The 18,365-nt window shown below is 70.0% G+C and carries 13 protein-coding genes; 8 read left to right on the top strand and 5 right to left on the bottom strand.

Features of this window, described 5'->3' with window-relative positions; genetic code table 11:
- Positions 1 to 672 precede the first annotated feature (672 nt).
- Both WME75_RS21230 and WME75_RS21225 read left to right on the top strand, forming a co-directional pair.
- Positions 673 to 1,572: an S-adenosylmethionine decarboxylase gene (locus tag WME75_RS21230; protein ID WP_437493723.1), complete on the top strand. Its 900-nt coding sequence runs from the start codon at positions 673 to 675 to the stop codon at positions 1,570 to 1,572.
- Between the two features lie 371 nt (positions 1,573 to 1,943).
- The gene (locus WME75_RS21225) at positions 1,944 to 3,428 is read left to right on the top strand and encodes a serine/threonine-protein kinase (RefSeq protein WP_437493720.1); all 1,485 of its coding nucleotides are present in this window, start codon (positions 1,944 to 1,946) and stop codon (positions 3,426 to 3,428) included.
- Positions 3,429 to 3,570: 142 nt separating this feature from the next.
- Here the strand turns inward: WME75_RS21225 and gstA are convergent, their stop codons facing one another.
- Entirely contained in the window at positions 3,571 to 4,176 is a 606-nt protein-coding gene (gene gstA / locus WME75_RS21220) for a glutathione transferase GstA (protein WP_437493717.1), read from the bottom strand.
- A gap of 149 nt (positions 4,177 to 4,325) precedes the next feature.
- On the opposite strand from gstA, the gene WME75_RS21215 reads away from it, so the two are divergent.
- Positions 4,326 to 6,611, top strand: coding sequence for an ATP-binding protein (locus WME75_RS21215; RefSeq protein WP_437493714.1), 2,286 nt, complete (start codon positions 4,326 to 4,328; stop codon positions 6,609 to 6,611).
- 32 nt (positions 6,612 to 6,643) lie between these two features.
- Here the strand turns inward: WME75_RS21215 and WME75_RS21210 are convergent, their stop codons facing one another.
- Entirely contained in the window at positions 6,644 to 7,147 is a 504-nt protein-coding gene (locus WME75_RS21210; RefSeq protein WP_437493711.1) for a GNAT family N-acetyltransferase, read from the bottom strand.
- An 830-nt stretch (positions 7,148 to 7,977) separates the two neighbouring features.
- Here WME75_RS21210 and WME75_RS21205 point away from each other — a divergent pair.
- The gene (locus WME75_RS21205) at positions 7,978 to 10,749 is read left to right on the top strand and encodes an RICIN domain-containing protein (RefSeq protein ID WP_437493708.1); all 2,772 of its coding nucleotides are present in this window, start codon (positions 7,978 to 7,980) and stop codon (positions 10,747 to 10,749) included.
- Positions 10,750 to 10,904: 155 nt separating this feature from the next.
- Here the strand turns inward: WME75_RS21205 and WME75_RS21200 are convergent, their stop codons facing one another.
- Positions 10,905 to 11,702 carry a DUF4336 domain-containing protein gene (locus WME75_RS21200; RefSeq protein ID WP_437493705.1) on the bottom strand — a complete coding sequence of 266 codons (798 nt, stop codon included), beginning with the start codon at positions 11,700 to 11,702 and terminating at the stop codon, positions 10,905 to 10,907.
- Positions 11,703 to 11,933: 231 nt separating this feature from the next.
- Here WME75_RS21200 and WME75_RS21195 point away from each other — a divergent pair, with 231 nt between their 5' ends.
- Positions 11,934 to 12,881, top strand: a complete 948-nt coding sequence (locus tag WME75_RS21195) for a glycosyltransferase family 2 protein (RefSeq protein ID WP_437493703.1) — start codon at positions 11,934 to 11,936, stop codon at positions 12,879 to 12,881.
- Between the two features lie 86 nt (positions 12,882 to 12,967).
- Here WME75_RS21195 and WME75_RS21190 read toward each other — a convergent pair whose 3' ends face one another.
- Complete coding sequence (locus WME75_RS21190; protein WP_437493700.1) at positions 12,968 to 13,906, bottom strand: UDP-glucuronic acid decarboxylase family protein; 939 nt, start codon at positions 13,904 to 13,906, stop codon at positions 12,968 to 12,970.
- A gap of 217 nt (positions 13,907 to 14,123) precedes the next feature.
- On the opposite strand from WME75_RS21190, the gene WME75_RS21185 reads away from it, so the two are divergent.
- The 3 genes from WME75_RS21185 (at position 14,124) to WME75_RS21175 (ending at position 16,855) form a co-directional block, all read left to right on the top strand.
- Positions 14,124 to 15,092, top strand: coding sequence for a radical SAM/SPASM domain-containing protein (locus WME75_RS21185; protein WP_437493697.1), 969 nt, complete (start codon positions 14,124 to 14,126; stop codon positions 15,090 to 15,092).
- Complete coding sequence (locus WME75_RS21180; RefSeq protein WP_437493695.1) at positions 15,085 to 15,885, top strand: SDR family NAD(P)-dependent oxidoreductase; 801 nt, start codon at positions 15,085 to 15,087, stop codon at positions 15,883 to 15,885. The genes WME75_RS21185 and WME75_RS21180 overlap by 8 nt, the downstream gene beginning before the upstream one ends.
- Positions 15,886 to 15,958: 73 nt before the next feature.
- Positions 15,959 to 16,855, top strand: a complete 897-nt coding sequence (locus WME75_RS21175; RefSeq protein ID WP_437493692.1) for a sugar transferase — start codon at positions 15,959 to 15,961, stop codon at positions 16,853 to 16,855.
- 51 nt (positions 16,856 to 16,906) lie between these two features.
- Here the strand turns inward: WME75_RS21175 and WME75_RS21170 are convergent, their stop codons facing one another.
- Entirely contained in the window at positions 16,907 to 18,172 is a 1,266-nt protein-coding gene (locus tag WME75_RS21170) for an oligosaccharide flippase family protein (RefSeq protein WP_437493689.1), read from the bottom strand.
- Between the last annotated feature and the right edge of the window lie 193 nt (positions 18,173 to 18,365).

Raw genomic sequence — 18,365 nt, 5'->3', positions numbered from 1 at the left:
TCCCGAAGGCGAGAGAGGTTCTGGCTCTCTTCCGGGGCCAACCCGCCTGTCGCAGCGCGTGATCCCCGGAGGGAGCGCGCGCGCCGGGCCGCGCTGGGGACCGGGGAAACGGCCTCGGGGCGCCGCAAAGGGGGCTTCGAGCGCCCCGCCGCGCGTGGGGCGGAAGACAGGCCCGTCTTGGACGCCGAGCGCCCCATCGATATCGTCCAGTTACACGACTCCTGCGCTGCCTGACCGACATGCGCGCCGCCGGTCGCGCGGTCCGGAAGCGATTCGGCGCGTGGTCTGGAAGCCATTCATCACGCCGCCTGGAAGCGAAATGAAAGACTTTTTTTGAAGTCAAGCGTCTCCTGCCTTCCCCGCGGGCCTCGCCGCTCCCGCTGCGCAGCGGGGCGGCGGCCGCTCTCAGAGGGAAGCCCGGCGGCGGGCGAGCGCTGCCGTACCGTGCGCCGTCCCGGCGAGCTCATCGTGCACGGCGAGGTGAGCCGATGGGCGAATCGGTAGCGGATCGCGGGTCATGGCCGCACGACAGCCATGCTTGTATCCGGATTCCCCACCTGATCATCGGATGGCGCACACGAATGTGCGGACGGAAGGCAGCTCGCGAAATTTCTCCGCTCGCGCCTGCTCCGCGTGGAGTAGCATCGCTCAACTCATCGACGAAGGGGCAACATGCATACGGCACGCAAGAGTCTCACCCATTTCACGATGGATGGCTTCCACGGCTTCCGCAGCCGTTTTGACGATGTGAAGCTGGCGCAGGAGCTCCTGGAAGAGATTCCCGGCGTGCTTCGGCTGAAGCCGGTGATGCCTCCGTTCATCCTCCCGTACTACAACGGCGTCGTGGCCGAGGACTGCGGCATCAGCGCCTTCGTGCTGCTGCTCGGCGGCCACCTCACCATCCACACCTTCAGCTTCCGCGAGTGCTTCTTCGCGGATCTCGTGTACCCGGGGGCGTTCGATCCCCAGCGCGTTCAGATGATGCTCCAGACGACGCTCCCCTGCCGCAGCGTGTTCACGCAGACGGTCGATCGCGGCGACGGGGGCGATCTCCAGGAGCGCAGGGGGCACGAGGTGGTGAGCCCCGACGCCGATTTCGGCCCCCACCTCTTCCTGCAGTTCAGCCCGTACCGCGGGCCCACCTCGCTCGACACGCTCTTCGACATCTTCGATAGCCTGCCGTCGAAGATCGGGATGACCCCGATCATGCGCCCCTTCGTGGTGAAGACGGCGACGCGCGATGGGGCCCCGGTGATCAGCGCGATGGTGATGATCGCGGAGTCGCACATCACGCTGCACATCTTCCCCGACAGCCAAGAGGCGTTCTTCGATCTGTTCAGCTGCAAGTTCTTCGATGTGCCGTCGGTCGTGCAGGTGCTGGCGGAGCAGTTCGGCGGCAACGTGACCGAGCAGGTGCTCGTCCCGCGCGGCCAGCGCTACCTGCAGCTCAGGACCGAGCGCCCGCACGTGATGAGCCACGTGAACCAGTGGCTCGCCGCCTCGCACCCCGGCGTCTACGCGCGGATGCCGGGCGACGGGGGCCCGCTCGGGCCGAAGCCCTCCAAGGGTTGAGGCGCGGCGCGCGACGGAGCGCGGCGCGCGAATCCCCTCACATCGTGCGCGCCGCCCTCTGGGCTCGACCGGCTGGATGATATTTGTGCGGCTGTACGCCTATGCGCCGACATCGGTGCAGGCCAGGTGTCCGTCCATGCCGTGAACCCCGCGGTATCCCGCGTGAATCCTCCGCGGGATCCCTGCGGTCGTGGGAAGTGGGAATCTTAACGTTGCGACATTGCGGCGTCGTGAAGTTGCGACGTCGCGGGAGAGCGCTTGTTTCTCTTGCGGAGACAATGAAGGCGTCGTAGTGATCTATTTACGCGAGTTATCGGCTAGAGCTGACACGAACCACCGGCTCGGGCCTCTTCGAGAGGAGTAGCAGAGGTATGCCCCTGCACACCGGACAGATGGTGACCCCTGCGCTGCGGCTCGTACGCATTCTCCGGCGGGGCGGGATGGGGAGCATATGGGTCGCCGATCGCCTTTCGCTGAAGGCGCAGGTGGCCGTGAAGTTCATGTCGCCCGAGTTCGCGGACGATCCGGGCTACGTCGAGCGATTCCGGCGAGAGGCGGTCGCGGCGGCGCAGATCACGAGCCCGCACGTGGCCCAGGTCCTCGATCACGGGCTGACGTCGGAGGGCATGCCGTACATCGCGATGGAGCTCCTCCGCGGCGAGGACCTCAGGGCCCGCATCCGTCGCCTGGGCCGGCTGCCGCTCGGCGAGGTGGCGCGCATCGTGGCGCAGACGGCCAAGGCGCTGGGGCAGGCGCACCGGCTCGGCATCGTCCACCGTGACATCAAGCCGGACAACCTGTTCCTGACCGAGGTGGACGGGGAGACCTTCGTCAAGGTGCTCGACTTCGGCATCGCCAAGCGGGCCAGGGACCTGCGCGTCACCTCGACGGGGAACGTCGTGGGGACGCCGCTCTACATGAGCCCCGAGCAGCTCATCAGCTCGCAGGACCTCGATTTTCGCGCGGATCTCTGGGCCCTCGGCGTCGTGGCTTACCACGCGATCACCGGGCAGGCCCCGTTCGGCGGGGATACGCTCGTGGCGCTCACGCTCTCGGTGCACACGGGCAAGTTCAGGCCGCCGAGCGCGCTCCGGCCCGAGGCGCCGCCCGCCCTCGACGACTGGATGCGGAAGGCCCTGCAGTTCGACCCGAGCGCGCGCTTCGGCTCCGCCAGGCAGATGGCCGACGCGCTGGAGCGGGCGCTCTCTTCGCGCACGCGGGGCGCCGAGTCGTGGGACTCCGCAGCCCGAGACGCCGGCGCGGAGACCCTGACCCCATCACGGATCGCGGACGCGCAGGACTGCGCGGTCACCCGGCGCCACCCCGCGCCGGCGCTCCTGCCGTTCGCGCTGGCGGAGACGGATCCCTGCGAGGCAGACGCCCCCGATCGCACGACGACGGTCTTGATGGCGACCTCAGGCCGCAAGAAGCTCAGGCCCTCGGTGCGGCTCGCCTCGATCGTCGCCGTCGGCGCCGTGGTCGCCGCCGCCGGCCTGTTCCTCGGCGTCCGGCACCTCGCGTCCACCGCGGACGGCGCCGCGCTCGCCGCCGTCGCCTCCCGCGGCGCCGGGTTGACCGGCCCGACCGAGGCGATGCTCCTCGCCAGCGTCGTGGATACGCCGCGGCTGCTGCTCGCGCCGGAGCTCCCGGAGCCCGTCCAGGCCGGCGCCACGTCGGAACGGCCCGAGAACACGCCTGCGAGCGAGGCGACCCGGTCCGCCGCGAAGAAGAAGCCCACCGCGCGCCCCGCGCGGTCCCCAGGGCGGGCGAAGCCGACGCCGTCGACCCCGTCGTCGGGGAGGCTCACCCGGCGCATCAAGCCGTTCCCCCGCAACGACATCGCGATGCACAGGTAGCCCCTCGCGCCGCTCCTGCGAGCGGTGGTGCGGGGCGCGTCAACGCGCGGTCGCGCGCAGCGCGCCCGCCTGAGCGGCGGGGCGAGCACGCCGGCAAGCTCGTGATCGCGGTCAGTTGAGACGCTGGAGGGGGAAGGGGCCGCTAGCTCCCCTGCTCGGCCGCGACGGCGGCCTGCACGGCAGGACGGGCGCCGACGCGCTCTCTGTACTGGCCGAGGACAGGCCAGCCGCCGAGATCGACGCCCGCGAGCTTCGTCCAGGTGAGCACGGTATAGAGGTAGGCGTCCGCCACCGTGAACTGCTCGCCGAGGAGGTGCGTGGTGCCGTCGAGGCGCTGCGCCACGTAACCGAAGCGCCGGCCCAGGTAGGCCCTGGCCGCGCTCTTCTGCTCGTCCGGCAGCCTGGGTTTGAAGAGGGGCGCGAACTGCTTGTGCAGCTCGGTGCCGATGAAGCTCAGCCACTCCTGCAGCCGGTAGCGACCGAGGGTGCCTGCCGGGGGCGCGAGCCCGGACTCGGGCCTTCGATCGGCGATATACTGGACGATCGCCGGCCCCTCGGTGAGCACCTCGCCGCTCTCTAGCTCGAGCGCGGGGACATAGCCCTTGGGGTTGATCAGGGTGAAATCGGCGCCCGATCTCGTCTTCTTCGTGCCGAGGTGGACGCGCTCGAGGTCGAACTCCAGGCCAGCCTCGCGCAGCGCGATGTGGGGAGAGAGCGAACAGCTGCGAGGGCTGAAATAGAGCTTCATCGTGGCCTCCACCGGAGCTCGGAGGGCCGCATCCTTCCCGTCGCCGACGGCTCCGTCAAGAGGAGCGCTCGGTCAACCTCGCTGTCCCGCTCGCCGACTCCGTTCGTTCACCGCTGCTTGCGCGCGTGCTATGGAGCCTCGTGGAGCGGATGCGTCCTGAGGGCGAGAGCATGAAAAGCCCAAAATTCCTGGCGCCTGGTACCCCGGTCGATCTCACCAATTGCGACCGGGAGCCAATCCATATTCCCGGAGCCATCCAGCCTCACGGAGCGTTGTTCGTTCTGCAGGAGCCTGCGCTCGTCGTCACCCAGGTGAGCGCCAACGTGGGCGGATTCCTCGGCATGGGCCCGGAGGATGTGCTCGGCGCTCCGCTCGGGAAGGTGCTTGGAGAGCTCGCCGGCGAGCGCGTCCGGCAGGCGCTCGACCGGGAGCACCTGGAGGAGAGCAACCCGCTCGCGCTCGCTGTCTCGGGGCGTCCATTCGACGGCATCCTCCATCGGCACCTCGGAGCGACGATCCTGGAGATCGAGCCTGGGGTCCCCGCGGCGTCACCCGGCCTGCATCGCCCGCTGCGCGGGGCCATCGGCCGGATCCAGAGGACGACCGGCCTGAAGGAGCTGTTCGAGGTCACCGTGGAGGAGATCCGCGCCCTCACCGGGTTCGAGCGGGTCCTGCTCTATCGGTTCGATGAGGAGGGGCACGGTGAGGTGAGCGCCGAGTCGCTCGCGGAGGGCCTCGACCCCTACCTGGGCCTGCGCTACCCGGCGTCGGACATCCCCCGGCAGGCGCGGCAGCTCTATATCTCGAACTGGCTGCGGATCATCCCCGACGCGCGCTATCGGCCGATCCCTATCGTCCCAGCCCTGCGCCCCGACTCCATGGAGCCGCTGGACCTGAGCTTCTCGATCCTGCGGAGCGTCTCGCCCATCCACCTGGAGTACCTGCGCAACTTCGGCGCGCGCGCCTCGATGAGCGTCTCGCTCGTCCGCGGAGAGCAGCTGCTGGGGCTCATTTCCTGCAGCGACCGCTCTCCGAGGTACGTCCCGTACGAGGTCCGCTCGGCCTGCGAGATGCTCGGCCGCCTCATCTCGCTGCAGGTCGCGGCGCAGGAGGAGCTGGAGATGCGGCAGACGCGAGCTCGGAAGAGCGCCATCCGGTCGAGGCTCTTCGACGCGCTCGCCGCCGGTCCAGCGGACGACGTGCTGATCGACCTGCTGAACCGCTCCGACGACCTGCTGGCCATCGTGGGCGCCACAGGGGCGGCCGTGCAGTCCGACGACCGCTGCGCGACCGCCGGCAGCACGCCGCCGGCGGGGGAGATCCAGGAGCTCGTCCGCTGGCTGGAGCCAGGGAGGATGACGGGCGGGCTGTTCTGCACGTCCTCCCTTCCGCACGCGTTTCCACCGATGGCGCCGTACCGGGACGTCGCGAGCGGGCTCATCGCCATCATGCTGCCTCGCCCCGAGCCGTATTATCTCCTCTGGTTCCGGCCGGAAGCGGTCCAGACGGTGCGCTGGGGCGGCGATCCCAACAAGCCCGTCGAGGTCGAGGAGGGGGCGCCGGGGGTGCGCCTGCACCCGCGCCGATCGTTCGACATCTGGCGGGAGGTGCTCCGCGGCAAGTCCGTGCCCTGGAGCGACGGCGACCGCGAGGCGGCGGCGGATGTCCGGCGCTCGGCGATCGAGGTCGATCTCGGGCGCCAGGTGGCGCGCGAACGCATCGCCGTACGCACGCGGGACGATCTGATCGCCGTGGTCTCGCACGATCTGAAGAACCCGCTGAGCGTCATCCGGATGGCCACGGCGCTCCTGCTGGCGCCGCTCGCGCCCCAGCCCACCGAGCCCGCGCGCCGGACGCTCGGCATCATCGAGCGCATCCAGCGCTCGGTCGAGAGGATGGAGACGCTGATCCATGACCTGCTGGATCTGGCCAAGATCGAGGCGGGGCGCTTCGTGATCTCGCCGCGGCCCGCCCTCGCATCGGCGTTGCTCGACGAGGTGCTCCTCGTGGTCCTTCCGCTCGCCGAGGCGAAGAGGATCGAGGTGAGCCGCGCTGCACCGGAGGGCCTCTGGGTCCTCGCTGATCCGGAGAGGTTCTTTCAGATCTTGTCGAACCTGGTCGGCAACGCCGTGAAGTTCACGCCCGAGGGCGCGACCGTCCACATCGAGGCCAGTCGCACCCCTGCTGAAGCGCAGTTTCTGGTGCGAGATTCCGGCCCCGGGATCCCGGCGGCTCAGCAGGCGCGCCTCTTCGATAGATACTGGCAGGCGCCCCGGCGCGCCGGCGGCGGGAGCGGGCTCGGCCTCTACATCGCGAAGGGGCTCGTCGAGGCCCACGGGGGCAAGATCTGGGTCGAGAGCGAGCTCGGCCGAGGCAGCTCGTTCCTGTTCACGATGCCGCTGGCGAACGCCGACGAGGTCGAGCCGCCGCCGTGAGCTCCGGCGCCCGCGGGCCGAGCAGCTGCGCCTCACATCGGCTCCGCGCCGTCGCGCGGGGCCGGGTTGCTCAACGGGTCGGCGTAGACCCCCGGGGTGGAGTCGGGGATGAGCGTCGCGCCGACCGTGCGCGCGTAGAACTCGGCAGGCCCGACGCCGCCGATGATGCCGTACGCATAGCCCATCTGCGCGAGGCCGTGCAGGGAGGCGAGGAGCAGCGCCTTGCCGACCCCGTGGCCGCGCTCGCTCTCGGCGACGCCTGTCGGGCCGAAGAAGCCGCGGCGGGTGCACTCGTAGGCGGAGAAGCCGATCACCTCGCCGTCGCGGATCGCGAGATAGATGCTGATGGGCTTGTTCGCGTAGCCGACGCTGAGCTCATCGGCCCAGGCCGTCGTGAAGCGCTGCTCGACGAACCGCCGGACGCGCGTGATCTCGTAAGGCCCCGCCCGTCGCACGACGACGGAGGCCCGCCGCATGGCCTCGATCACCGGTTCGAGCGGCGGCAGCTTGAGCAGATTGACGAGCATGTCGGACATCGGTCCTCCCGAGCAACAAGAGACAAGCGCTGAGGGCGGCCCCGGAAGCGAGCCCGCCCCGGTCGTGCATTTTACCAGGATCCCCGAGCTGCCGGCGCGGAGCTCGGCGGTCTCTGCCGCAGGAATCTGGATCAATCCGCCGAGAGCGCCCACAGCGCCCTGGGCGCAAAAGCACCAGGGAGCGCCGAAATTTCAAAGCACCAGGGAGCGCCGAAATTTCCTGTCTCGCGGGCGCGATTGGCATCTTGACGCCTGTGCGTCAAATTTCTTCTCCTGACGTCCTGGTGCCCCGGCCCCTCGGCCGCTCGTGCCATCCCGTCCAGTCCCCGCGTAAAAGAACCGACCCCTCTGGATTCTTGAAGCCGTCGGCGCTCGCGAAGACCTGGTCGCTGGTGGATCCACCCGGGCGTCGCAGCGCGCTCGATTCAAACAGGGCTTAACCAGTTCAGTCTCACGGGCGAACTCACGGGCGAAACCCCGCCGAGGCTTCGGTTGATGTCGGATAGTGCGCTACCAATTATCACCTCATAAATGTCGTTGTTGTGACTCCGGAATAGTCACGTCGGCTCGCAAAACACCTCGAATTGCAGGTTCTTCTTGACCTGCAAGTCGACATGAAACAATAACTACCCTCGTCGCAGTGCCTGACCGAGCACGGAACGAGCCCACTCGCTTCGTGCACCTCGCGAGAGAGATTCACCGGACGGCCACCGCGGCAAACTCTCGGCAGCCTTAACCTTCACCGCGCGGCGAGCGCGTCCGATCAACGAAGGGCAGCGTCGAGCTGTAGACAGATCGGCTTTTTACTTGGTTACAATGAGGAGAATCCTATGAGACTCACATCCAGGCATGCCTTGCTTGCCGCCGCGACGGGCCTTCTCGCCGTCTCCTGCGTAGGGCTCGCGGAGGACTACGACAGCGAGGAAGGCGGCGAGCTCGACGAGAGCCTCACGATCGATCCGAGCGCGGCGTACACGATCGTCGGCGTGGCCAGCAACAAGTGCGTGGAGATCCGCGGCGCGAGCAGGTCGAGCTCGGCGGCCGCGCAGATCGCCACCTGCAGCACCGGCAACACGAACCAGCAGTTTCGGGTGGAGTCCGCGGGCAACAACTTCTTCCGGCTGCGCAACGTGAACAGCGGCCTCTGCCTCGGGGTCAACGCAGGGTCGACGTCGAACGGCGCTACCATCGTCCAGTCGAGCTGCGGCAACGCCACGAGCCAGCAATTTTCTATCGCGGACGTCGGCGCCAACCAGCGGCTCACGAACCGCAACAGCAACAAGGTGCTCGACGTCACGGGGCGGTCGACGTCGGACGGCGCCGGCCTCCAGCAGTGGAGCTGGGCCAACGGACAGAACCAGATGTTCTCGATGAGGGCCGTGGCGGGCTCCTCGTCGTCGTCGACGACCTCCTCCTCGACGACCTCGTCGTCGTCGACGACCTCCTCGTCGACCACCGGGACCGGCGCGGGCGGCGCAGGCGGTGCGGGTGGCGCAGGCGGCGCGGGCGGCACCGGTGGCACGGGCGGCACCGGTGGCACGGGTGGTACCGGTGGCACCGGAGGCGGCGGCACCGGCGGCACCGGCGGCACCGGCGGCGGCGGCACCGGCGGCGATACGGGGGTTTCCCCCGCGTCCGGGTGCGGGCTCGGCTATAGCCAGCTCCCGAACGGCAAGGGCGGCGTCAACGTCGAGGCCGTCTGCATTCCGAGCGAGATGAACTTCAACATGGCCACGTCGCTCGCGGCCTTCAAGACGACGGTCTATCCGTTGCTGACCGCCAACTGCTCGGGCTGCCATAGCTCGACGGGCAAGGCCCAGGCGCCCCTCCACTCCGACGTCGATCCGGCGCTGGCCCACGAGTACGCGCTCACGCGCGTGAACTTCAAGAAGCCGGCGGACTCCAAGTTCGTGGTCCGGATGGGCATCGACCGGCACAACTGCTTCGGCTCGAGCTGCAGGGACGCGAACACGCAGATGCTCTCCGCCGTGCAGGCGTGGGCAAACGCCGTCTCGTCGACCCTGCCGGCGACCCCGCGCCCCGTCGCGGCCGGCGAGCAGGTCACCGAGGCCACGGTCAAGTCGTGGATCGCGACGGACAAGGCGACCGTCCCCGCGGCCGACGCCGAGTTCATCAAGTACGCCTCGCTGCACGAGATCCACAACAAGGGCGTCACGGCGGAGGAGATGAACGTGGCCCGCGTCGGGGTGTCGAAGGCGCTGAACTCGACCGCGCGCTGGGCTCCCACGATCGTGAACCCGGTGGACATCAACGGCAAGGGCATCGTCTACCGCTTCGATACCCGCAACTACTGGGGCTACAACAAGGGCGTCACGAAGCTCCACTTCGGCGGGTCGGACGACGACGTCTTCTTCGGGAGGACCAGCGTCAACTACCTGGGTGAGCCGGTCGGCTCCGACGTCACCTTCAGGGAGAAGTACCGGTATACGTCGGAGGTCCAGAGGGATCCGAGCTTCGCGCGCCTGGTCTGGGGTCGCGTCCTCGCCGGCAACGTGGAAGGCGCCACGGACAGCGCGGTGCTGCCGCCCTACGTCGACGGCTTCAAGACGGATTACATCGAGGCGAGCCAGCTCGTCTACACGCTGACCCGTCCGGACGTCTACAACTCCATCATGGCGATCCCGTGGTACGCCCAGGATCTCGAGAGCGAGCTCGGCGTCATCAAGGACGCGGGGATGAAGTCGTACGAGTACATGCTCACCAAGCAGGCCATCACCGTCGACTCCCGCATGTACTTCAGGGCGAAGACGAGGCGCGGCGGGTACTACTGGAAGACGTGGGACGTCTTCTCCGGGCAGCTGGACGGCGTGAACACGATCGAGCAGGCGTGGGACTCGGGGCAGATCCGGTTCCCCTTCTGGGCGCACCCGATCCCGAAGTTCATCAGCGGGACCGGCGTCGGCGGCACGGCGAATAACTACAGCTTCATCGCGACGCTGGCTCAGCCCCAGGGCACGGAGCCGCCGGGGTGCGACGCGGCGCCGAGCTACGGCGGCAGCGGCTTCGTGAACTGCCGTTACTACACCGGGACCGACGGGCTCCAGCAGTCGGCCGAGGAGGTCATCTGGGATCTGCCGAACGGCCTGCAGGGATACTCCCTGTGGGGCGGCTTCAACCAGCGCCGCGTCGACGCCTTCGTCAACATCGTGCGTGATCCGCGCATCCTCCGGAACGCCTCGGACGCGGCGATCAACAGCACGCTGGGCTTCGCCGCCCAGGACCGCCGCCTGAACACCGGCAGCTCGTGCATCGGCTGCCACGCGGACGGCATGAACCGTGGCAACAACGATCTGCGCGACTGGCTGGACGCCGGCGGCGAGCGCCTCCCGAAGGGCGAGCACGGGGTCGACGGGTGGATCAACGACGCGGCGGTCGTGGCGCAGGTCAAGGAGCTGTACCCGCCCTCGACCGTGATGCGGTCGCGGATGGAGGACGACCGCCGCGTCTTCCTCGCGGCGATGGCGAAGATGAAGCGGGAGATGATCCTCGGCACGGACAAGAACCTGTACGTGGAGCCGACGATCTGGACCATCGAGTGGGCGCAGAACTTCTACAAGTACCCGGCGACCCGCTCCAACTAGCGCGATGACAGGCTCTGTCTGACGAGCGCCGCCCGGCGGTTCGTCAGACAGAGCCGAGGCCGCGCCTGGTACATCGACCCTCCCCTCGCAGCACCGACCCTCCCCTCAAGAAGAACGCCAGGAGCGCCGAGGGCGCCGAGAGAGCCCGCGCGCGCTCATCTCGCCGGCAGGAGCGGGGTAGCCCCGCCGCCGATCCAGGCGAGCGCCCGCTGCGCTCGGTCCTTCGCGTTACCCTCGTCCTTCGCGTTACCCTCGTCCTTCGCGTTACCCTCGTCCTTCGCGTTACCCTCGTCCTTCGCGTTACCCTCGTCCTTCGCGTCGCCCTCGACGACGTCGCCGTGAGCGACGACGACGCGCTCGAAGTCCCACGCGAGGACGTCGGCGACGCTCCGCGCGGCCGCGGCGCGGTCCCTCATGAGCACGCGCCACACGTGGTCCTGCGCGGTCTTCTTCCACGCGCCGCCGAGCCAGAGGAAGACCTTCATGCCGAAGCTGCGGACCTCGTGCACGTTGAAGAGGAGATCCGTCACGATGAGCGTCCGCGAGCGCGCGTGCAGGAACACGTGCTCCGTGATGTACGGCACGCCCTCCACGAGGCGAACGCCGAGGTCGTCGCCGAGCTCGGGCGCCACGCCGGACCGAGGCAGCGGGGTGAAGCGAAGGCCGGACAGCTTCTTCTCCAGCCCGGGCGCCCCGAGCACGCTCGCGCGCGGCCAGCGCTCGGTCGCGGCCTTCACGAAGAGGTGGTGGAGGCGGCTCGGGGCGACGATGGCGCGCACCTCGCCGAGCGCGTCGATCGCCCGGGCCGCGGCGTCGTCGAACGCGAGCGGCGAATGGATGACGATCCCGCCGTCGGCCCGCCTCACGACGGTCGCGCGCGACGGCAGATAGCCGACCGGCAGCCGGAGGTCCCTCTCGTACGCCCACACGTCCTCGGCGATCGCTCGGAGCATCCGCTCATACAAGGCGCGCCCGACCCCGTCGTCAAGGCGGCAAAACGGCCTCGATCCGCTGCCGGGTCGCCCGTTCGTCGTCGTACGCATAGCCCAGCAGGCGGGGCTCGCTCCAGAGAGGGACGACCCCATAGGCGTCATTGCTGATTCGCCGACGCGCCCCGGGAGACGCCGGCGCGGCCCGCGCTTCGTGTGACATCCGAGCCGGCGCGGTGCTATGCGTCGGAGCCGATGTCAGCCAGTGTTTGCCTGCCGGCGTACAACGAAGTCCGCACCATCGAGGCGACCCTCACCGAGCTGTCGCGGCTCGGTTCCGACGTGGACGAGATCCTCGTCTGCCTCAACGGATGCACGGACGGCACCGAGGGCGTCGTCGACGCCTTTCGAGGGCGAGAGCCGCGACTCGCCGTCATCCAGAGCGACCTCGGCAAGAACCACGCGTGGAACGCCCTTGTGACCCGGGCGCGGAACAGCCGCCTCGTGTTCACGGACGCGGACGTGCGCCCGGCCCCGGGCGCCATCTCGGCCCTGCTGCGCGCCCTGGAGCGCTCGCCGCGCGCCGCCGTCGCCGCGGCGTTCGAGCAGCCGCGCGGGGTGCCGCCGGCGCCGCTCGGCACCGTCATCCGCCTGCTCACGACGAGCCTCGGTCAGGACTACATCTCCGGTCGCCTCTACGCCATCGACCGCGACCGCCTGGGCGCGGTGATGGCGAACCGAGGGCTGCTGCGCGAGGGGACGCTCCCTCAGCTGCCCATCGACCTCGTCACCGAGGATTCGTGGCTCACCGCGCTCGTCGCGGGCGACACGCTTGTCGTGGTCCCCGAGGCGCCCATCCATTTCGAGGTCGACAGCCTGGCCGACGTGGTCCGCGCGCTGGCGCGCAACGCCGCCGCGAGAGAGCAGCTCCGCTCGAGCTACCCGGAGCTCTATCGGCGTGATGACGCCCGCCTGCTCTCGATGCGGACCGCGCCGCGGATCCTCATGGAACGGTTGAAGTCGGCGCCCGGGCCGGGCGCCGTCGTGCGCGGGCTGGGCGGGATGGCCCTCAGGGCCGTGCTCCACCGCGCGCTCGAGCGGCGGATCGCGGCGCAATGCGATCGGATCCTGGCGGACGTCCGCGCCGGCCGCGGCGGGCGCGTCATGGCCACCTCCGGTCGCCTCCCCTCGAAGGGCGGCTGAGCGCGGAGCGGCCGGAGCGCGGACCCATCGATAGAGGGGGTGGCGGGCGAGCGCCTCGACAGGCCTCGCCCGCCCGGGCCGACGCGTCAGACGCGCGGGCGGAACCAGTCGATCGTGCGGTCGAGGCCCGACTCGAGATCCACGACCGGACGCCAGCCGAGGAGCTCGCTGACCCGGGAAATGTCGGGCCTGCGCCGGTGGGGGTCGTCGATCACGGCGGCGCCCGTCGTCAGCTTCGCGCGCCCGCCGGTCTTGCGGATGATGAGCTCGGCGAGCGCCGTCATCGTCGTCTCGGCCGGATTCCCGAGGTTGACGGGTCCGGTCAGGTCCCCGGCGTTCATCACGCGAACCAGCCCCTCGATCAGGTCGCTCACGAAGCAGAACGAGCGCGTGCGATCGCCGCCGCCGTACAGCTCCAGCGCCTCGCCGCGCAGCGCCTTGACCACGAAGTTGGCGATGACCCGGCCGTCGTCCCGGGCCATGTTCGGCCCGTAGGTGTTGAAGATGCGGACGATGACTGTGTCGACGTTCCGGGTCTGGCGGTACTCCCAGAAGTAGGTCTCCGCCACCCGCTTGCTCTCGTCGTAACAGGCCCGCGGCCCGATCGGGTTGACGTTCCCCCAGTAATCCTCGTGCTGAGGGTGGACCAGCGCGTCACCATAGACCTCGGACGTGGAGGCCTGCAGGACGCGGGCTCCCAGCTTCTCCGCGAGCCGGAGGACGTTGATCGCGCCGAAGACGACCGTGTTGAGCGTGTGCACCGGATCGGCCCGGTACTTCGGCGGCGAGGCCGCGCAGGCCATGTTGTAGATCTGGTCGACCTCGAAATGGAACGGCTCGCTGACGTCGCAGCGATGCCACTGGAACCGCGGGTTCTTGATCAGCGGCGCGAGGTTCTCCTCGCGCCCTGTCACCATGCTGTCGACACAGATCACGGTGTTGCCCTCGGCCAGCAGCCGAGCGCAGAGGTGCGACCCGAGGAAACCTGCCCCGCCAGTGACCAGGATTCGCTTGCTCGCGCTCATCGTAAAAAATGCCTCCTTGACGGCCGCTCGGTGAGAGCTCCGGAACGTCTTGAACCGTCCAACCCTTACCATAAGAAAATGTGTTTATAAAGAGTGGATGACATCCGGGGGCCAGTTCTCTATAGTGCCGGGCGTGCACCGCTCTCCTCGGTACCTGGGCTCACTCGTTCGCGCCAAGCTCGCCCGTGAAGCGCGTCCCGTCTGGGTGGACGTTTCCGTGACCAATCGATGCCACCTGAGCTGCGAGTACTGCTACGGAGACTACCACCACCGGCGGGACAGCATCGGGCAGTTTAACTATGAGCAGCTGTGCGCCATTGTGGACGATGCGGCGGCGCTCGGGACTGCTGTCATGACACTCACGGGCGGCGAGCCGATGCTGCACAAATCGATCGGCCGGGTCGTCGAGCGGGCGGTGGGCCGAGGGATCTCGGTGGGGATGGTCACGAGCGGATTCCGCGTCAAGGAGCGCGTGGACGAGCTCGTGCACCTGAGCTCGATCGTCGTGAGCGTCGACGGGCCAGCGCCTATCAACGATCTGAATCGCGGCGAGGGGACCTTCGCCGTCTCCGTGGGGGCGCTGGAGGTATGCCAGGCGCGCGGCATCCCGCGCATCGTGAAGGCGGTGCTGAACCGCCGGAACAAGGATCAGGTGCCCTGGCTCCTCGACCTCGCGGCCCGCTTCGACGCGCGGCTCGAGGTCGTGATGAGCTACGCCCCGCAGTCGAACCGTCAGCTGCGCATCCACGGCGACAACTCCCTCGACTCGGGCGAGCGCCAGGTCCTGGCCGACGCCCTGCTCGCCCTCAAGCGCGAGGGGGCGCCCCTTGTCTTCCGCGAGCGCGTCTGGGAGAACATGGCGCGCTGGTGGGAGCACCACGGCGAGGACCGCGTCACCGAGGAGGCGCGGCGGGCGAGCTTCCCGTACCTCCCGTGCAGCGCGGGCCGGTACTATGCGTTCATCGACGGCGATGGACGCATGTACCCGTGCAACCAGCGGCTCTCGGACTTCCCCGCGAAGAACGTGCTGGAGGTCGGCTTCCGGGCCGCGTGGGAGCACCTGCACGATCATGGCTGCTTCGCGTGCGCGGCGCCGTGGCTGAACCAGCAGCACCTCGTGAGCAACGAACAGCTCCTCGTGCGCAGCCTGGGACGAGATCTGCTGGCGCGGGTCGCGCGTGCCTGAGCGCGCCCTCGCCATCGTCGTGCTCGGCGGCTCGCGCGGGATCGGGCGGGCCATCGTGGCGCGCGCGCTGCAGGAGGGACATCGGGTGTTCGCCGGCGCGCGGGGCGAGGAGGCGCTCCTCGCGCTGCAGCAGCGCTTCGCGTCGGAGCACGCGGGCCGGCGGCTCGGCACGGGCGCGGTGGACGTCGGCGACGACGCCTCCCAGGGCGCCTTCTTCGGCGCGGCGCGCGCTTTCCTGGGCGGGATCGACGTCGTCGTCAACAACGCTGCCCGGGAGGGCTACGGGCGCCTCGACGAGATGGCTCTCGAGGAGGTCGAGTCGATCGTCCGCACCAACCTCGTCGGCGTGCTCCTCGGCTGCCGGCACGCGGTGCAGGCGATGGGGGGCGGGGGAGGGCACATCATCAACGTCGGCTCCGAGGTCTCGTTCCGCGCCGTGCCGCTGAAGAGCGTCTATTGCGCCACGAAGTTCGCCGTCCGTGGCCTCAGCGACGCGCTGGAGCTCGAGCTCGCGCCCCGGGGGATCCGGGTCTCCCAGGTGCACCCCGGCTGGGTGGATACGGGCCTGCACGAGGACGAGCGGCGGCGCCGGGGGGCTGTGTCTCGACCGCAGGACGGCGGCGTCCCGGTGGACCAGGTCGCCGAGAGCGTGGCCGCGCTCTGGCGCGCGCCGCGGGCCCGCGGGAGCGCCGCGCTGCGGCTCCGCCTCCGCAGCGCGGTGGGAGAGCTCTTCCCGGCGTGGGCGCGGTGGCGAACACGCCGGGCGTTCGGGGAGCAGCTGAGAGAGGGCTGAGACGAGACGGCAGCGCGTCCGGCAGCGCGGGAGCACCGTCGCGACGCCGGACCGGACACCCCAGGAGGTTTGCTTGAGCTGTGCATCGACGTCTTTCGCTGGCAGTGAGACCGCGTCGCCTCCTCCGCTGGATCCGAGCGCTCCCATCGCCGTCGAGGGCCTCGACGCCATCGGGGAGGTGCTGCGGCGGGCGCGGCGGGCGAGCGGACAGGCGCGGGCCGTCGCGATCGCATCGCGGGACCTCGAGTGGCTCGCGGTGCGCCTCGGCCTCACCGAGCGGACCGCGGAGGGGATCCCTGTGGTCCGGTTCGGCTCGGGCGAGCGGAGCGGCCTCGACGCCACGGCGACCCAGGCCGTCGAGAAGCTCGTGGCCCTGGCGGTGCTGCTCGGGGGCGCGCCGCTGTGGCTGGTGATCGCGCTGCTGATCCGCCTCGAGTCCCCGGGCGGGGCATTCCACGTCGCCCCGCGCGCAGGGCTGGGCGGGAAGCCGTTCGCGTTCTTCAAGTACCGGACGATGCGAGCGCGGCGACGCGACGGCGAGGACGGGGGCGACGCCGCGCGGCTCTCGGTCATCCGCGGCGACATCCCCGGCTTCGTGCGCGAGGACGGGGTCGTCATCCCCAAGCACCCCAGGGATCCGCGCATCACGCGGCTCGGAGGCGTCCTCCGCTGGCTGTGCCTCGACGAGGTCCCCCAGCTCTTCCACGTCCTCACCGGCGACATGGCCCTCGTGGGCCCCAGGCCCTATCCGATGGCGGAGTTCGACGCGCTGAAGGCGTGGCACCGGCTTCGCAGCGACGGCCGGCCCGGGATCACCGGCCTGTGGCAGGTCGCGGCGCGCAACCAGGTCACCTTCGACCAGAGCGTCCTCCTCGATATCTATTACCTGGCCAACGCCAGCTTCCGGCTCGACCTGAAGATCATCGCGCTCACGCCGCTGCGCATGCTCTTCGGCGTGGGGAGCTACTGACCCGTGCGCCGGGCGATCGACGAGCGCGGGAGTGACCCGCTCCGCGGCCGCTCACGGCGCCCCGAGGCGCTCCCGGACGCGCCAGAGGACGAGCACCTCGCCTGCCACGAGACCGAACGTGACAACGAGCTTCACCAGGGCGGCGCCGGCGGCGCCGTGCGCCGGGATCGCCCACAGGTTGCCGGCCGCGATGAGGAGCACGCTCGTCACCCAGAGGGCGGCGTACGGGCGCTGCTGGCCCGTCGCGAACAGCATCGGGCCGATGGCGAACTCCGGCAGCATCCACACGAGCGCCGTCGTGAGCAGCTGCAGCGGCAGCACGGCGCCTGCGTACTCCGCGCCGAACACGAGCCGGACGAGCGGCTCGCCGAGCCACCACACCGCGGCGCTCAGGAGCACGCCTGCGGCCATGAGGCCGAGGAAGGTGGACGCGGCGAGGCGCCTGCGGACGCTCGCCGAGCCGCTGGCGACGAAGGCGGGGAAGACCGCCGCGCGCACGACGCCCGGCAGCACCATGGCGCCGCCGATGACGCGCTGGACGGCGCTCATGTCGCCGACCGCCCCGGCGGTGCTCATCCAGCCCAGCATCAGGAGATCGATCTGGAAGTAGGCGGGGCTGGCGACCATCACCACCGCGAGAGGCCCAGCCTCCCGGAGGAAGCCCCGCGGGAGCATCGCGCCCCCGCCGGACCCCGGCCGGCGCTCGATGAGCTGGGCGGCGAGGGCCACGGCCAGCGCGAGGGCGAGCAGGTGGCCCGCGACGAGGGCCCACGCGAGGCCGAGCGCGCCCAGACCCGAGAGCAGCGCCGCCGTCCCCAGCCCGAAGGACGCGAGCGCCATGGTGATCGCCACGAGCACCTCGCGCTCCATCCGCTGGTGCCCGCGAAACACCTGGTTCAGCATCTCGACGAACGAGGCCATGAGCCACGCGGCGGTCAGCAGCCACACGAGCGCGCGGCGCGGCGAGGCCGCGTCCGCGAGGAGGCCGACCCCGAGGCCGACGCCGCCCGCCGCCAGCGTCACCGCGAGCTTGAGGCGCACGAGGGGGCCGATGGGCGCGCCCGGATCCCGGGCGACCTCCCGCGCGATGAAGAGGTGCAGGCCGAGGTCGGCGAGCTCGCCGAGCAGGAAGCCCACCGCGAAGGCGTAGCTGTAGTCGCCGAAGCCCGCCGGCCCCAGCTGCCGCGCGGCGACCACGGCGAGGAGCATGCGGACGCCGCGCGAGACGAGATCGCTCGCGGTCTTCAGCGCCATGCTGCCGGAGACGCTCCGCCTCGCCGGAGGCGGGGGGTCCTCGCGCGGGGCCGGCGCCGTCACGGGTGGAGGAGCGCCTTCGCCGGGGGTCGTGGCGTGAGCATGGCGCTCCTCTATCGCCCTGATCGCGGAGCAGTTCAACTGCCCGTCAGCGGATCCGGCGAGCGGCGGGGCGCGGCGCGCGAGGCCACGTCGCCGCCCACGTCGCCGCCATCGAGAGACGAACCCCCGAGCCGTGTCGGCGCCTTCGCAGCGC

It is taken from the genome of Sorangium sp. So ce1014 (genome assembly GCF_051521505.1).
GTDB lineage: Bacteria > Myxococcota_A > Polyangia > Polyangiales > Polyangiaceae > Sorangium.
The sequence above is the reverse complement of the archived record's forward strand: the minus strand, read 5'-3'. Positions and strand labels throughout refer to the sequence as shown.

What these genes read in the sequence shown, in the direction of transcription:
- WME75_RS21230 (WP_437493723.1), top strand. Translation starts at nt 673, where the DNA reads ATGCATACGGCACGCAAGAGTCTCACCCATTTCACGATGGATGGCTTC.
- WME75_RS21225 (WP_437493720.1), top strand. Translation starts at nt 1,944, where the DNA reads ATGCCCCTGCACACCGGACAGATGGTGACCCCTGCGCTGCGGCTCGTA.
- gstA (WP_437493717.1), bottom strand. Translation starts at nt 4,176, where the DNA reads ATGAAGCTCTATTTCAGCCCTCGCAGCTGTTCGCTCTCTCCCCACATC.
- WME75_RS21215 (WP_437493714.1), top strand. Translation starts at nt 4,326, where the DNA reads ATGCGTCCTGAGGGCGAGAGCATGAAAAGCCCAAAATTCCTGGCGCCT.
- WME75_RS21210 (WP_437493711.1), bottom strand. Translation starts at nt 7,147, where the DNA reads ATGTCCGACATGCTCGTCAATCTGCTCAAGCTGCCGCCGCTCGAACCG.
- WME75_RS21205 (WP_437493708.1), top strand. Translation starts at nt 7,978, where the DNA reads ATGAGACTCACATCCAGGCATGCCTTGCTTGCCGCCGCGACGGGCCTT.
- WME75_RS21200 (WP_437493705.1), bottom strand. Translation starts at nt 11,702, where the DNA reads ATGCTCCGAGCGATCGCCGAGGACGTGTGGGCGTACGAGAGGGACCTC.
- WME75_RS21195 (WP_437493703.1), top strand. Translation starts at nt 11,934, where the DNA reads ATGTCAGCCAGTGTTTGCCTGCCGGCGTACAACGAAGTCCGCACCATC.
- WME75_RS21190 (WP_437493700.1), bottom strand. Translation starts at nt 13,906, where the DNA reads ATGAGCGCGAGCAAGCGAATCCTGGTCACTGGCGGGGCAGGTTTCCTC.